The 14,419-nt window shown below is 67.4% G+C and carries 16 protein-coding genes; 10 read left to right on the forward strand and 6 right to left on the reverse strand.

All coding sequences use genetic code 11. From position 1 onward, the window contains the following. Positions 1 to 281 precede the first annotated feature (281 nt). The 3 genes from MKI84_RS00955 to MKI84_RS00965 all read left to right on the forward strand — a co-directional run bounded on the left by MKI84_RS00955 (position 282) and on the right by MKI84_RS00965 (position 1,676). On the forward strand, positions 282 to 956 hold the full coding sequence (locus MKI84_RS00955; RefSeq protein WP_241616100.1) for a glutathione S-transferase family protein: 675 nt from the start codon (positions 282 to 284) through the stop codon (positions 954 to 956). Between the two features lie 31 nt (positions 957 to 987). Continuing rightward, positions 988 to 1,422, forward strand: a complete 435-nt coding sequence (locus MKI84_RS00960; RefSeq protein WP_241616101.1) for a DUF1489 family protein — start codon at positions 988 to 990, stop codon at positions 1,420 to 1,422. Between the two features lie 68 nt (positions 1,423 to 1,490). Next, positions 1,491 to 1,676 carry a hypothetical protein gene (locus MKI84_RS00965; RefSeq protein WP_241616102.1) on the forward strand — a complete coding sequence of 62 codons (186 nt, stop codon included), beginning with the start codon at positions 1,491 to 1,493 and terminating at the stop codon, positions 1,674 to 1,676. Between the two features lie 7 nt (positions 1,677 to 1,683). Here the strand turns inward: MKI84_RS00965 and panC are convergent, their stop codons facing one another. Next, a complete protein-coding gene (gene panC / locus MKI84_RS00970) occupies positions 1,684 to 2,574 on the reverse strand; it encodes a pantoate--beta-alanine ligase (protein WP_241616103.1) in 891 nt (296 codons plus the stop codon). A gap of 184 nt (positions 2,575 to 2,758) precedes the next feature. Between panC and MKI84_RS00975 the strand changes: the two genes are divergently transcribed. Both MKI84_RS00975 and MKI84_RS00980 read left to right on the forward strand, forming a co-directional pair. Continuing rightward, complete coding sequence (locus MKI84_RS00975) at positions 2,759 to 3,484, forward strand: VWA domain-containing protein (protein WP_241616104.1); 726 nt, start codon at positions 2,759 to 2,761, stop codon at positions 3,482 to 3,484. Next, the gene (locus MKI84_RS00980; protein ID WP_241616105.1) at positions 3,481 to 4,191 is read left to right on the forward strand and encodes a DnaJ domain-containing protein; all 711 of its coding nucleotides are present in this window, start codon (positions 3,481 to 3,483) and stop codon (positions 4,189 to 4,191) included. Before MKI84_RS00975 ends, MKI84_RS00980 begins: the two co-directional genes overlap by 4 nt. Before the next feature lie 12 nt (positions 4,192 to 4,203). Here the strand turns inward: MKI84_RS00980 and MKI84_RS00985 are convergent, their stop codons facing one another. Further along, positions 4,204 to 5,925, reverse strand: coding sequence for a D-alanyl-D-alanine carboxypeptidase (locus MKI84_RS00985; protein WP_241616106.1), 1,722 nt, complete (start codon positions 5,923 to 5,925; stop codon positions 4,204 to 4,206). 376 nt (positions 5,926 to 6,301) lie between these two features. Between MKI84_RS00985 and MKI84_RS00990 the strand changes: the two genes are divergently transcribed. The 5 genes from MKI84_RS00990 (at position 6,302) to MKI84_RS01010 (ending at position 11,257) form a co-directional block, all read left to right on the forward strand. Continuing rightward, on the forward strand, positions 6,302 to 6,640 hold the full coding sequence (locus MKI84_RS00990; RefSeq protein ID WP_241616107.1) for a phasin family protein: 339 nt from the start codon (positions 6,302 to 6,304) through the stop codon (positions 6,638 to 6,640). Positions 6,641 to 7,084: 444 nt separating this feature from the next. After that, the gene (gene clpS / locus MKI84_RS00995) at positions 7,085 to 7,420 is read left to right on the forward strand and encodes an ATP-dependent Clp protease adapter ClpS (protein WP_241616502.1); all 336 of its coding nucleotides are present in this window, start codon (positions 7,085 to 7,087) and stop codon (positions 7,418 to 7,420) included. A 31-nt stretch (positions 7,421 to 7,451) separates the two neighbouring features. Continuing rightward, positions 7,452 to 9,887, forward strand: coding sequence for an ATP-dependent Clp protease ATP-binding subunit ClpA (gene clpA / locus MKI84_RS01000; protein ID WP_241616108.1), 2,436 nt, complete (start codon positions 7,452 to 7,454; stop codon positions 9,885 to 9,887). A gap of 345 nt (positions 9,888 to 10,232) precedes the next feature. Then, positions 10,233 to 10,910 carry an AzlC family ABC transporter permease gene (locus tag MKI84_RS01005; protein ID WP_241616109.1) on the forward strand — a complete coding sequence of 226 codons (678 nt, stop codon included), beginning with the start codon at positions 10,233 to 10,235 and terminating at the stop codon, positions 10,908 to 10,910. Next, complete coding sequence (locus MKI84_RS01010; RefSeq protein ID WP_241616110.1) at positions 10,907 to 11,257, forward strand: AzlD domain-containing protein; 351 nt, start codon at positions 10,907 to 10,909, stop codon at positions 11,255 to 11,257. The genes MKI84_RS01005 and MKI84_RS01010 overlap by 4 nt, the downstream gene beginning before the upstream one ends. Before the next feature lie 10 nt (positions 11,258 to 11,267). Here the strand turns inward: MKI84_RS01010 and MKI84_RS01015 are convergent, their stop codons facing one another. The 4 genes from MKI84_RS01015 to MKI84_RS01030 all read right to left on the reverse strand — a co-directional run bounded on the left by MKI84_RS01015 (position 11,268) and on the right by MKI84_RS01030 (position 14,288). Then, complete coding sequence (locus MKI84_RS01015) at positions 11,268 to 11,690, reverse strand: HIT family protein (protein ID WP_241616111.1); 423 nt, start codon at positions 11,688 to 11,690, stop codon at positions 11,268 to 11,270. A 69-nt stretch (positions 11,691 to 11,759) separates the two neighbouring features. After that, complete coding sequence (locus MKI84_RS01020; RefSeq protein ID WP_241616112.1) at positions 11,760 to 12,950, reverse strand: GNAT family N-acetyltransferase; 1,191 nt, start codon at positions 12,948 to 12,950, stop codon at positions 11,760 to 11,762. Positions 12,951 to 13,062: 112 nt separating this feature from the next. Continuing rightward, on the reverse strand, positions 13,063 to 13,809 hold the full coding sequence (locus MKI84_RS01025; RefSeq protein ID WP_241616113.1) for a glycerophosphodiester phosphodiesterase family protein: 747 nt from the start codon (positions 13,807 to 13,809) through the stop codon (positions 13,063 to 13,065). A gap of 17 nt (positions 13,810 to 13,826) precedes the next feature. After that, on the reverse strand, positions 13,827 to 14,288 hold the full coding sequence (locus MKI84_RS01030; RefSeq protein WP_241616114.1) for a RidA family protein: 462 nt from the start codon (positions 14,286 to 14,288) through the stop codon (positions 13,827 to 13,829). Between the last annotated feature and the right edge of the window lie 131 nt (positions 14,289 to 14,419).

Consider the following 14,419-nt stretch of genomic DNA (forward strand, 5'->3'; position numbering starts at 1 on the left):
CCTGTTTGGCGGCTTCCAGTCCGCCAGCCAGATCGCCAGCTGACGCCAGACGCCGGACGGCCGGTCACGTTTAGGCACATCGCCGCTGCGAACCGCGCGGCACCGCCTTATCCATTGGAAGCCCCGGCGGTTGAGCCGGGGCTTTTTTCATGGTGCAGCGCCCGCGCCGCCGCGCGGTATCCATAGCGAGCCTTGATGGCGGCCATCAACATTGATCGATTGCCGAATGCGCGAGGCTGGCAGATGCTGCCGGCCTTTTCCACGGCCAAGCGGGGATGGCGATGGCGCTCAGGCTCATCATCGGAAACAAGAATTATTCGTCCTGGTCGCTGCGGCCCTGGCTGGCGATGACGGCCTTCGGCATTCCGTTCGAGGAAGTGCTGGTGCCGCTGGATGCCCCGGACTTCAAGGAGCAGGTGCGCCGGCATTCCCCGGCCGGCAAGGTGCCGGTGCTGATCGACGGCGAGGCCGTGGTCTGGGAATCGATCGCGATCCTCGAACATCTCGCCGAGCGCTTTCCCGACCGCCCGCTCTGGCCGTCCGACCCCGCCGCTCGCGCCCATGCCCGTTCGCTGGCGACCGAGATGCATAACGGCTTCGGCGGGCTGCGCTCGGCATTTCCGATGAACCTCTGGCGCCCGGTCGAGGCGCGCGCGGTGCCCGATGCGGCCGCCAGCGACCTGCGCAAGATCGGCCGGCGCTGGCTGGAGGCGCGGGAGCGCTTCGGGCAAAGCGGGCCGTTTCTTTATGGCGCCTTCAGCGCGGCCGACGCCATGTACGCCCCGGTCGCGACCCGCATCCGCACCTATGAGCTGCCGATCGATCCGGCGCTCGCGGATTATGTGGCGGCGATCCACGACCACCCCGCCTTCGTCGCGTGGAAGGATGCCGCGCTCAAGGAGACCGGCATCCTGGCCGAAGACGAGATCGACTGGCCGGTCGTGAAGCGGGTATAGAGGGGCCCCCTGTCGCCCGTGCCGGAACACCATGACCCTTCATCTGCTCAAGCTCTGCGTCGGTGCCGAATCAGTCCAGGACCTCGAAGAGTGGATCGCTGAGAAGCGGGCCGAGAAGGCCGCGCGCGGCGAGACCGTCGAGACTTTCCACACCACGCGCATGGTGCCGACCCGCACAGCGGAGCTGCTGGCCGGCGGCTCGCTCTATTGGGTGATCAAGGGCGAGACCGCGTGCCGGCAAGAGCTGGTGGACATTCGCCCCTTTGTCGATGGCGACGGCATCCGGCGCTGCCGGCTGATCCTCGATCCGGTGGTGCACCGGGTCGAGCCGCGGCCGAACCGCCCGTTCCAGGGCTGGCGCTATCTCGCGCCGAAAGAGGCGCCGGCCGATCTGGCCGCCGGTGGCGCCGCCCCCGCGCTGCCGGAGGACATGCGCCGGGAATTGCGGGCGCTCGGATTGATCTGAGCGCGGCCGGGAGCAAATCGGCTGCTGATGCGTTGCCCCTGACACGGCAGAAAGCACAGGAGGCGATGATGGCCGATAACATGACGCATCAGGATTCCGACGATCACCGCGTCGTCGAGAATGGCGAGGTGGTGGTGAAGGCGGATACCGAGGAGCGGCAGGCGGTGGAAGTGAAGCCGATGCGCTATGTGCTCGGCATCGGGCTCGCGGCCGTGATCATCGGCATGGCAATCAGCTATATCAGCTTCACCTGACCGGCCGTCACAGCGGGACCGGAATATTGTCGATGAGCCGCGTGGTGCCGATCCGCGCGGCGACCAGCAGGCGCAGCGGGCCGTCGGTCGCTGCAGCGACGGGCGCCAGCGTGCGGGCATGACGCAGTTCCAGATAATCCAGCGCGAATCCCGCCGCGATCACCTGCGCCCGCGCGGCCTCGACCGCGAGCGCCGGCTCGGCGCCTCCGGCGATGGCGTGCGCGGCCTGCGTCAGCGCGCGATGGAGGGCGGGCGCGTTCGCGCGCTCGGCGGGCGACAGATACACATTGCGCGACGACAGGGCGAGACCGTCAGCCTCCCGCACGGTCGGGACGCCGAGGATGGTCACGGGCAGATCCATATCGCGCGCGAGCTGGCTCACCACGGCGAGCTGCTGGTAATCCTTCTCTCCGAACAGCGCGACATCGGGCGCCACCTGGATCAGCAGCTTGGCAACCACCGTCGCGACGCCGGCAAAATGGGTCGGGCGGAAATCGGTCTCCAGACCCAGCGCGGGCCCTGCGAGCGAGATGGTGGTGCAAAAGCCGTCCGGGTACATGTCCGCCGCCGACGGGACGAAGGCGAGCGCGACACCGGCGCCCTGCGCCTTGGCGAGGTCGGCTTCCAGCGTGCGCGGGTAGCGGCTGAGATCTTCGGTCGGGGCGAACTGGGTCGGATTCACGAAGATCGAGAGCACGACCTTGTCCGCCTGCCGGCTGGCGGCCTCCATCAGCGCGACATGGCCGGCATGAAGCGCGCCCATGGTCGGCACCAGCGCGATGCGCTTCCCGGCCTTTCGCCAATCTCCGACCTGCCGCCGCAGATCGGCGACGGTGTGGACCATGCCGACCGGCATCGACCCGGTGTCGGTGGAGGAGGAGGTGGCGCTGAAGGACATGACGAGGCTCGCAACTGTGCCGTTCGGGCGCGGGAACGTATCAGACGAAGGTCGCGGGTCAACCGCCCCGCGCGGCGGATGGCGGTTGCGGGCGGCGGTCTTTAACCTAACTTAACCTTGTTATCCGGCGGCCCCGGCCACGATTCCCGTGGCCGACGCCGACGGGCCAGCGTTTCGAGAGAGAATGAGTTCCGACCTGAAGAAGACACGTGCCGACGAGCTTGCCGGCACCCCGACGTCCGGCGGCGTCGCGGCCTTCCTCGCGGAGGTTAAGGCCCGTCCGCCGGTGGCCGCGTCGCGTCGGGGACGTCTGATCTTCGCGATGGACGCCACCCTGAGCCGGCAGGCGACCTGGGACCTCGCCTGTACGCTACAGGCCGAGATGTTCGAGGAGGCCGGGGCGGTCGGCGGGCTCGACGTGCAACTGGTCTATTATCGCGGCCTCGACGAGTGCCGCGCCTCGCCATGGATCGCGGAACCGCGCAAGCTCGGCGCGATGATGGCCAGGATCGACTGCCGGGGAGGGCGCACCCAGATCGGCCGCGTGCTCGGCCATGCCGGGCGCGAGGCGGTGGAAGGGCAGGTGGGGGCCCTCGTCTTCGTCGGCGACGCCATGGAAGAGACGCTGGACGAACTGTGCGCGCAGGCCGGGCCGCTCGCCCTGCACGGCGTGCCGGTGTTCCTGTTCCAGGAGGGGACGGATCCGCATGCCGAGCGCGCCTTCCGCGAGATCGCCCGGCTGACCAAGGGCGCCTGGTGCCGCTTCGATGCCGGTGCCTCGGCGCAGCTTCGGGCGCTGCTCCGGGCGGCGGCGAGCTACGCGGCGGGCGGGCGGAGCGCGCTCACCGCGCTGGCCGGTTCCTCGCCGGGGGCACGGGCGCTGATCGCCGCCATGCAGGACGCGCGATGATCACGCTTCTGATGGCCGCGATCATCGTGGGGCTGCTCTATTGGGGCCTGAAATCCTTCAGCCGCAGCGACCCGAAGAAGCTCGCCCGGCTGGCGCGCAGCGGCGGCGGCTGGGCGATGGTGCTGCTCGCCGGGTTTCTCGGCGCGCGCGGACAGATCGCGACGGCGATCCCGCTCAGCCTGTTCGGCCTCTCGCTGCTGGGCTGGAATCTCGGGCAGCGCATGCCGTGGCGCGGCATTTCCGGTCGCTCGCGGCGCAGCCCGGGCCGCTCCTCCAAGGTGCGCACCGCGATGCTCGACATGCGGCTCGACCATGACAGCGGCCGGCTCACGGGAACGGTGATCGCCGGCGCGCTGGCAGGACGGGAGCTCGACGGGCTGGAGACCAGCGCCGTCGCCGGTCTGGCGCTGGAGGTCGATGCCGAGAGCCGCCAGCTACTCGAAGCTTATCTGGACCGCCGGACGCCCGGCTGGCGTGAACACGCTCAGGGCGAAGCGGGCCGGGGGAATGCTCATCCGCCGCGCCGCGGCGCGATGACGGAAGAGGAGGCCTACGAGGTCCTGGGGCTTCAGCCGGGGGCGGGGCCGGACGACATCCGCAAGGCCCACCGATCCCTTATGAAGAAACTGCATCCCGACCAGGGCGGGTCGAATTATCTGGCCGCCCGGGTGAACGAAGCCAAGGATATCCTGATCCGGGGTCATTGAACGCAACCCCTCTCAGTTGCGGAAGACCATGCAGCCGAAATCGCTGCGCTTCAGGGCCTGGCAGGCCTTGCGCGCGGCGGATTCGGCGTCGAAGCCGGCGAAGCGGGCGCGCACGATCGGGGTGGAGCCCTTCACCGCGGTCTCCGTATAGGGATCGACATTGGAGAGCGCCTGCGGCGCCTTGCCCTTCGCCTTGGCGAGCTGGGCGCGGGCATCGGCCTCGGAGCCGAACGCACCGATCTGGATCGCCCAGCCGGCGCGCGGCGCGGCGGCCTGGCCGGCGGCCTGCGCGGCCTGAAGCGGGATGTCGCCCGAGCCAAGGCTGGCAACCTGCACCGGCTGCTGCGCGGGCGCCGCCTGCTTGAGCGCCTGCTGAGCCGGGGCGGCGGCGACATTCCTGGAGCCGGCGGCGTCGGAGCTGGAGAAGGACAGCGTGCCGAGAATGCCGGGCTGGTTGCTGAAGCTCGCGGTGGGCGCGGCGGAGGGGCGGACCACGGCGATGGTCTTCACCGTGGTGGGAACGATCGGTGCGGCGGAGCCGGCTTCCGGCAGCGCGGCCGCCGGGTCGAGCGAGGCGACGCGCACCGGCGCGGCGCGCGGCACGGGAACGGCGCCGGTCACCACCGGATCGGCCTCGTCCGTGGAAGCGGGGCCGGCGGCGGAGGCCATGGCCACGCGCGGATTGCTCTGCGGCACCGGAATGACGTCCAGCTCGGCGGAAGCGACGGGCTCGATGAGGGCGACCGGGTTGGGCATCGGCGTCGGGGCGGTGGCGACAGCGACCGGCGCGTCTTCCATCGCGCCACTCGGGGCCTTGTCCATGCGGGCGACCTGCTGGCGGCCGGAATAGGCCTTGGGCAGCGCCTCGGTGATCAGGGCGGCCATGCGGTTGTCGCGGGAGGCGCCGCTGGTGCCGCCGAGCACGACGCCGATCACATAGCGGCCATCGCGCTTCACGCTGGTCAGCAGGTTGAAGCCGGAGGCATTGGTGTAGCCGGTCTTGATGCCGTCCACGCCGTCGATGCGGCCGAGCAGGCGATTGTGATTGCGGATCGCCGCGCCGCGATAGTTGAACGAGCGGGTCTCGAAATAGGCGTAGTAGCGCGGGAAGCGCTCCTGAACGGCGCGGCCGAGAGTGGCGAGGTCGCGCGCAGTGGTGACCTGCTGCGGGTTGGGCAGGCCGTGGGGGTTCTTGAAGGTGGTGCGCGACATGCCGAGCTGGCGGGCGCGGCGGGTCATGAGCTGGGCGAAGCTGTTCGCGTCGCCGGAAATGTTCTCGGCGATCACCACGGCGACGTCATTGGCCGAGCGGGTGACGAGCGCCTGGATCGCGTCTTCCACCGAGATGGTGGAGCCGGCCTTCACGCCGAGCTTGGAGGGCTGCTGGCGGGCGGCGTTGGCGGATACCTTGAGCTGGGAATCGAGACGCAGGCGCCGGGCTTCGAGCTGCTCGAACAGGATATAGAGCGTCATCACCTTGGTGACGGAGGCCGGATGGCGCAGCGCATCGGGATTGTCCTGATGCAGGATGCGCCCGGTATTGGCGTCGATGACGATATCGGCATAGCCGCGCTGCCAGACGCGGCTGTCGACGACGCGTGAAGCGGTCGGCTTCGCGCCCGTCTTCTTTTTCTTCGTCGCCGCCTCGGCGACGCCGCCACTGACCAGTGAAGCCGCCAGAAGCACCATTCCCGCACGAAGGAAATACGTGCCGACCCTGCCCGGAACCCGCATGAACCCGTCCCGTTACTCACACCCGGTCGAAGCCGGGTACCACCTAAGCCCTTGAACGCCCAAGACCCGCCATCCCGATAATGCCGGGCAAACTGGCGGGCGGCTCGGGAGACGTTGCCGGACGAACACTCCCTGAATGTTAGGGAGAGTGCGGTTACGAAGTCGTAAACCGGCGCTTATGAACCTGCCTGATTTGGCAATATCATGGACACCATGCGGCAAGCTTCATAAGCGGTCATAACGGCACGTTGTGCGATGCACAATTTTCTTGACGGCGATGGTGCGCTGCATTATCCATTTGTGCCGGGAGAATTCCCGGGCGTACGTGCGCTTCTGGTGCATGGGACGCGAGGAAGCAGCATCCAGGAGGCGGCCCATGGTCCAGAACATCGACGAGCTGCAGAAGCTCGGCAAGGATAACCTCGAGAACGCGATGAAGGGTTTCGGCGTGATGTCGAAGGGCCTTCAGGCCATCTCGGTCGAAGTGGCCGACTATTCCAAGAAGTCCTTCGAGGAAGGCACTGCGGCGGCTGAGAAGCTGCTCGGCGCCAAGACCCTCGACAAGGCTGTCGAGATCCAGACCGACTATTTCAAGGGCGCCTATGAGGGTTTCGTGGCCCAGGCGACCAAGATCGGCGAGTTGTACGCGGACCTCGCGAAGGAAGCGTACAAGCCCTATGAGGGCATGATGGGCAAGCTCCCGCTCGCCAAGTGAGTTCGTCGCCGCGTCACGGAGTTTGTCCGGTCGGTTTGTGGGGGCGGGCAACGGGTTTATGCCCGATCTTTTGAATTTTTGAATTTTTCTTGATCGGTCATGCGATTTTAGCTGATCCAGACAAACGCCGGTGACGCGGCGGCGACGCCTACCAGCCTATGCAATCAAGGCCCGGTTCACGCCGGGCCTTTTTGCATTGCACGACCACGCGCGCGGTGCGTCACGTTCACGCAATCTGTGAGGACGGGCACGATGCCTGTGTTTCCAACATCTCGCGGCGGGTGGTGCCGCATTTGTCACCGGATTGCGACAGGAGATGTGAGCGGAAGACTCTGGCGCCCTCCATCGGGCGTACCTATTATAAGTCTCGCGAACCCGGTCACCCTGGCCGGCCCGAACCGAGCCTCAATGCCCGTGCCTCATCCGCTCCGCTCCACCCCTTTCATGATGTCTGACGACGAGCGTCGCCGGCGCGGCGACAACGTGCCCGGGACGGCGGTGATCACGCGTACCAAGCCGCAGGTCAAGCGGCCGAGTCTCTATCGGGTGCTTCTGCTCAACGACGACTACACGCCAATGGAGTTCGTCGTGCACGTGCTGGAGCACTTCTTCGCGAAGAACCGGGAGGAGGCCACCCAGATCATGCTGCATGTGCATCAGCATGGCGTGGGTGAATGCGGTGTCTTTACCTATGAAGTGGCCGAAACAAAAGTCACGCAGGTGATGGACTTCGCCCGAAAGCACCAGCATCCTTTGCAGTGCGTCATGGAGAAGAAGTGACGCTCCGCAGCGGCTAAACGAAGAGGTCCCGATGCCTACCTTCTCCCGCAGCCTCGAGCAATCTCTCCACCGGGCGCTGGCGCTCGCCAATGAGCGTCACCACGAATACGCGACGCTGGAACATCTGCTGCTCTCGCTCGTCGACGACCAGGATTCCGCCGCCGTGATGCGCGCGTGCAATGTCGATCTCGAGAAGCTGCGCCGCAACCTCGTCGAATATATCGACACCGAACTCGACAATCTGGTCCAGGACGCGGGCGAGGATTCCAAGCCGACCGCCGGCTTCCAGCGCGTGATCCAGCGCGCGGTGATCCATGTCCAGTCGTCCGGCCGCGAGGAAGTGACCGGGGCCAACGTGCTCGTGGCGATTTTCGCCGAGCGCGAGAGCCACGCGGCCTATTTCCTGCAAGAGCAGGACATGACCCGCTACGACGCGGTCAATTACATCAGTCACGGCATCGCCAAGCGCGCCGGCATGTCGGAAAGTCGTCCCGTTCGCGGCGCCGAGGAGGAGACTGAGACGAAAGCGGGAGAGGACACCAAGAAGAAGGCCGATGCGCTCGACGCCTATTGCGTGAACCTCAACAAAAAGGCACGCGAGGGCAAGATCGACCCGTTGATCGGCCGCGACGACCAGATTCAGCGCACCATCCAGGTGCTGTGCCGTCGCTCCAAGAACAACCCGCTCTTCGTGGGCGATCCCGGCGTGGGCAAGACCGCCATCGCCGAGGGCCTGGCACGCCGCATCGTCAATGGCGAGGTGCCCGAGGTTCTGCGCAAGGCCACGGTGTTCTCGCTCGACATGGGCACGCTGCTCGCCGGCACCCGCTATCGCGGCGACTTCGAGGAGCGCCTCAAGCAGGTGGTGAAGGAGATCGAGGCCTATCCCGACGCCATCATGTTCATCGACGAGATTCACACGGTGATCGGCGCCGGCGCGACGTCCGGCGGCGCGATGGATGCCTCCAACCTGCTCAAGCCGGCCCTGGCGTCGGGCTCGCTGCGCTGCATCGGCTCCACCACCTATAAGGAATACCGCCAGTATTTCGAGAAGGACCGCGCGCTGGTGCGCCGGTTCCAGAAGATCGACGTGCCCGAGCCGACCGTGCCGGACGCGATCGAGATCCTCAAAGGCCTCAAGCCCTATTTCGAGGACTATCACCGGCTGCGCTACACCAACGACGCCATCAAGGCGGCGGTGGAGCTCTCCGCGCGCTACATCCACGACCGCAAGCTGCCGGACAAGGCGATCGACATCATCGACGAATCCGGCGCGGCGCAGATGCTTCTGCCGGAGGGCCGGCGCAAGAAGACCATCGGCGTGAAGGAGATCGAGGCGACGATCGCCACCATCGCCCGCATCCCGCCCAAGACCGTCTCCAAGGACGACACCGAGGTGCTGGCCGGGCTGGAGACCACGCTCAAGCGCGTGGTCTACGGGCAGGACAAGGCGATCGAGGCGCTGTCCTCCGCGATCAAGCTGGCGCGGGCCGGGCTGCGCGAACCGGAGAAGCCGATCGGCTCCTACCTGTTCTCGGGCCCCACCGGCGTCGGCAAGACCGAGGTGGCCAAGCAGCTGGCGTCGTCGCTCGGCGTCGAACTGCTGCGCTTCGACATGTCGGAATATATGGAGCGCCACACGGTGAGCCGGCTGATCGGCGCGCCTCCCGGCTATGTCGGCTTCGACCAGGGCGGCCTGCTGACCGATGGCGTCGACCAGCACCCGCATTGCGTGCTGCTGCTCGACGAGATCGAGAAGGCGCATCCCGATCTGTTCAACATCCTGTTGCAGGTGATGGATCACGGCCAGTTGACCGACCATAACGGCAAGCAGGTGAGCTTCCGCAACGTCATTCTCATCATGACGACCAATGCGGGCGCCGCCGATATGTCGAAGTCGGCCTATGGCTTCACCCGCTCGAAGCGGGAAGGGGACGATGTGGAGGCGATCAACCGCCTGTTCGCCCCCGAATTCCGCAACCGGCTCGACGCGATCATCCCGTTCGCGCACCTCACCAACGACATCATCGCGCTGGTGGTGGAGAAGTTCGTGCTTCAGCTCGAAGCGCAGCTTGCCGACCGCAATGTGACGATCGAGCTGTCCGACGACGCCACCGCCTGGCTGGTGGAGCGCGGCTATGACGTGCAGATGGGCGCGCGCCCGATGGGCCGCGTGATCCAGGAGCACATCAAGAAGGCGCTCGCCGACGAGGTGCTGTTCGGCCGGTTGAAGAATGGCGGTCATGTCCGCGTGGTGGTGACGACACCGGAAGACGGGGCAAGCGAACTCGGCTTCGAGTTCCCCGAAGGCCCGGTCACGCCGAAGCCGGACAAGATCGTCGCCGAAAAGCCCAAGCGCGCGCCGCGTCGCAAGCCGGCCGCCAAGGCGAAGAAGCCGGCCGGGGACGCGGGCAAGCCGGGCCCCTCCGGCTCACGCGTGCCGAAGGTGCCGCTGGTCAAGGCCTGATCGCGGCTGAGAGGCCCCACGACATGGACGGCCCCGCCGGGAGACATCCCCGGCGGGGCCGTTCGCGTTTGGGCCGGACAGGCGGCCTTGCCCGGCCGTGGACGCCACCTCCGCGCGCGGCAAGGCCGGTTGCGGCACGGTGTTCGGCCCGCAGATATGCGCCAGGCTGTGGGGCGCGGCCCGCGGCCCCGCGATCGGGGCATAGCTGCGCCCGATGGGCCAAGGTTCAGCTTGACCTCTTCGGCGCAGGGGAGGATCAACGGCCCGCACAGGTCGTCAATGCATTCATCATCCAATTCCCCTCCCACCGAATCCGGTCGCCCGCTGCTCTGGTTCCTGCAGGGCATGCACGCCAGCATCAGCGCGCCCGGTCTGGTGCTGATGGCGACCTTTGTCGGCTTTGGCGGGCTGATGCACGATATCGGCTTTCCGATCGTTGCCGGGGTGCTGTCGACCATCCTGATCTGGGCGCTGCCGGCACAGGTGATTCTGATCGGCGGGCTCGCGGCGGGTGCCTCGCTGCCGGCGCTGGCGATCGCGGTGTGCCTGTCCGGCGTGCGGCTGTTCCCGATGGTGGTGTCGCTGATGCCGCTGATGCGCGGGCGGCGCTCCAACATCGTCGTCGAGCTGATCTGCGCCCATTTCGTCGCGGTCACGCTCTGGGTGGAAGGCTTCCGCATCCTGCCCGGCGTGGCGCGCGAGGGGCGGCCCGCCTTCACCATTGGGATCGGCACCGGGCTGATCGGAATCAGTTGCGCCGGCACGCTGCTGGGCTTCTACCTGACGAGCGCGCTGCCGGGGCCGTTGGCGGTGGCGTTGCTGCTGGTGACGCCGATTTCCTTCACCATCCTGCTGGTGCGCAATGCCAAGGCGGCGGTGGACTGGCTGGCGATCGGGCTGGGCGCGGCGCTGTCGCCGCTGGTGGCGAATTCGCCGGGCGGGCTCGATCTGTTCTGGAGCGGGGTGGGCGGGGGCACGCTCGCCTTCTTCGCCATGCGGCTGTGGAAGAGGCGACGGGCATGAGCGCCTATCAGAGCGAATTCGCCGCCATCATGGTCGTGCTGGTGATCGGCTTCCTGCCCAATGAGGTGTGGCGCGTGCTCGGCGTGCTGTTCGGGCGCGGCATCGACGAGGAAGGCGCGTGGATGCAATGGGTCAAGGCGGTGGCGACGGCGTTGCTGGCCGCCGTCGTCGCGCGCCTCATCCTGATCCCGAACGGCGCGCTGGTGGCGCTGCCGCTCTGGCTGCGCCTGTCGGCCGTCGGCGCGGGCGTGGGCGGCTTCATCGCGCTGCGCCGCTCCGTGCTCGCCGGGGTGCTGCTGGGCGAGGCGGTGCTGGCCGGTGGCGCCTGGTGGCTCGGCGTCGCCTGACGCGGCCCGCTCAGGCCGCCAGCGCGGCCTTCAGCTTCTCCGCCTGCGCGGCCAGCACGTCCATCTCTTCCTTGTAGGACAGCGGGGCCTTGAGTTCGACGCCCGCCACGCGCGGGATGACGTGGACGTGGAGGTGGAACACCTCCTGCCCGCCGGCCGGCTCATTGTGCTGGGTGAGGGTGATGCCCTCCGCATCGAATGCCACGAGTTGCGCCCGCGCGATGCGCTGCGCCGCTGCCATCACTTTCGAAAGATCGGCCGGGTCGACATCGAGGAGATTGCGGGCCGGTGCCTTGGGGATGACCAGCGTGTGGCCCGGCGCGCGCGGGAAGATGTCGAGGAAGGCGAGCACGCTCTCATCCTCATGGACCTTGAAGGCGGGAATCTCGCCGCGCAGGATCTTCGCGAAGATGTTGCCGGGGTCGTAGGTCATGGCAGGCTCCTTCAAATCGGGTGCGCTTCGATGGCAAGCCGGCGGGAGCCGGTCAAGCGTCGATCGCCCTCACGCCTCGTCCGGGATGCGGTGGAACGGGCCGAGCGCCGCCAGTTTCTCGCCGGCGCTTTCCACATGGCGCCGCTCGCGCGCCAGATAATGCGCGACCGCCTCGCGGAAGCCGGGATCGGCGATGTAATGCGCCGAGCGCGTGGTGACGGGGAGATAACCCCGCGCCAGCTTGTGCTCGCCCTGTGCGCCGGCCTCCACCGTCTTCAGCCCGCGCGCGATGGCGAAGTCGATGGCCTGATGGTAGCAGACCTCGAAATGCAGGAAGGGATGGTCCTCGACGCACCCCCAGTGCCGTCCGTAAAGCGTGTCGGCGCCGATGAAATTGATGGCCCCGGCGATGTAGCGGCCGGCGCGACGGGCCATGACCAGCAGCACACGGTCCGCCATGCGCTCGCCGATCAGCGTGTAGAATTGGCGGTTGAGGTAAGGGCGGCCCCATTTGCGCGAGCCGGTGTCGATGTAGAAGCGGAAGAAGGCGTCCCAGGCCTCCTCGGTAATCGCCGCGCCGGTGAGCGCCTCGATCTCGATGCGGTCCGCCAGCGCCTCGCGCCGCTCGCGCTTGATCGCCTTGCGCTTGCGCGAGGCCAGCTCACTGAGGAAATCCTCGTAGCTGGCATAGCCCTTATTGGTCCAGTGGAACTGCTGGTCGATGCGGGGCAGGAAGTCTTCCGCCTCCAGCGCGCTAGCATCCGCCTCGTTCAGAAAGGTCGCGTGGACCGAGGACGCGTTGCGCATGCCGGCCAGTGCCTTGAGCCCCTGCGCGAGGGCGTTGCGGGCGGTCTGCGCCGGCGCGGCGGTGCCGACCAGCAGGCGCGGACCGGCGGCGGGGGTGAAGGGCACGCTGACCTGAAGCTTGGGATAATAGCGCCCGCCGGCGCGCTCATAGGCATCGGCCCAGCCATGGTCGAAGACGTATTCGCCCTGCGAATGCGACTTGAGATAGGCCGGGCAGACGCCGAGCACCGTCCCGTCCGGCGCTTCAAGCACGAGATGCTGCGGTAGCCAGCCTGTCTCGGCCGCCACGCAGCGGGACTCCTCAAGCGAGGATAAAAACTCGTGCGATATGAATGGATTGATTGATGTTTCTAAATCAGAATGGGAGTCAGTACGCGCAAGCGAATTCCACGACGGCGCCGGAATCCGGGCGATCTCGCTCTCGACGCGCAGGGTGAAGGTCTGGTCGCTCATGCGGGAATCGTGTCGGCAAGGGGCGGAGGCGCGGCTGCGATCATGAAGGTGAATGTGCGCGCTGCCGGCGACGCGCGAAAGCCCTTCTCACGCGATTGCGACGTTCCTGCCGTCAGGGCGTGAAGCCCTCGAAGATCACCTGGTCAGCATGCCGGGCGGCGACACGGCGGTCTTCCTCGCTGCGCACGGTCCAGGCGAGGATCGGCAGGCCGGCAAGACGCCGGGCCATCGATGGGGCCGCGGCGGGCAGTTCCTTCACATAGTGGGCGATGAAGTCCGGCCGCGTGCGCGGAAAGTGCAGCAGGTTGCCCCAGGCGAATTTGGTGGCCGGCGGCAATGGAGCCCATTCGGGATCGTCGTAGCGATGCTCCATGGTGATGCCGCGCGGGATGTGCGGGGCGAGCCGGCGTACAGCGGCGACCAGATCGGGATCGAACGACATCAGCGCCGCCGGTCCGTCATAGCCCGCCAGTACCTCGACCGCGCGGGCGGCCACGGCCGTGTCGCCGTCGAACCGGCTTTTCAGCTCGATCACCAGCGCCACGCGGCCGGCGACCTGATCCAACAGCTCGCGCAGCGTCATCATGCGGTCGGCGGTGCCGCGCATCTCGACCGCCTTGAGCGCCGCCGTCGTCCGCGCGTGGAACGGTCCGGTGGCGTGGGTCAGGCGATCGAGGTCGTCATCGTGGAACACCAGCGCCTCGCCATCGGCGGAGAGCTGGATGTCGACCTCGATGGCGTAGTTGCGCGCGAGCGCGGCCGCCACCGCCGAGGGCGTGTTCTCGATGATGCCGCGCGCCGCATCGTGCAGGGCACGATGGGCGACAGGGCGCGCGGTGAGCCAGCCGGGGGCGTTCATTGTCAGGCGTTCACGGCTCAGACGAATTCGACCACGGCGTCGATTTCCACGCTGACATTCATCGGCAGGGCGGCGACGCCCACGGCGGAGCGGGCGTGGCGGCCGGCATCACCGAACGCCTCGACGAACAGGTCGGAGGCGCCGTTGACCACCTTGGGCTGGTCGGTGAAATCCGGGGCCGAATTCACGAAGGCCACCAGTTTGACGACGCGCTTCACCCGGTCGAGATCGCCGAGCGCTGCCTTCATCTGCGCCATCAGGTTGATCGCGCAGGCGCGGGCGGCGGCCTGGCCGTGTTCGATATCGGCCGCGCTCGACAGCCGCCCGGTGATCGGCTTGCCGTCGGCGGCGGCGATCTGGCCGGAAATCCACAACTGGTTGCCGCTGATCACGGTCGGCACATAATTGGCCACCGGCGGATTGGCGACCGGCACGGTGATGCCGAGCGTGGCGAGTTTGGCTTCGACGGTGCCGGACATTCGATTCTCCAGGAGGCGGGCCGGTGTTGACAGGCGCCAACTTTGGCTCATGTTTTTGCAGGATATTCGGTTGGTGATGTTTGGCCGATCGGCCTGCCGTGCGCAAGCGGGCGGGCCGGCATTCGGGAGCG

The organism is Ancylobacter gelatini (assembly GCF_022601675.1).
Taxonomy (GTDB): domain Bacteria; phylum Pseudomonadota; class Alphaproteobacteria; order Rhizobiales; family Xanthobacteraceae; genus Ancylobacter; species Ancylobacter gelatini.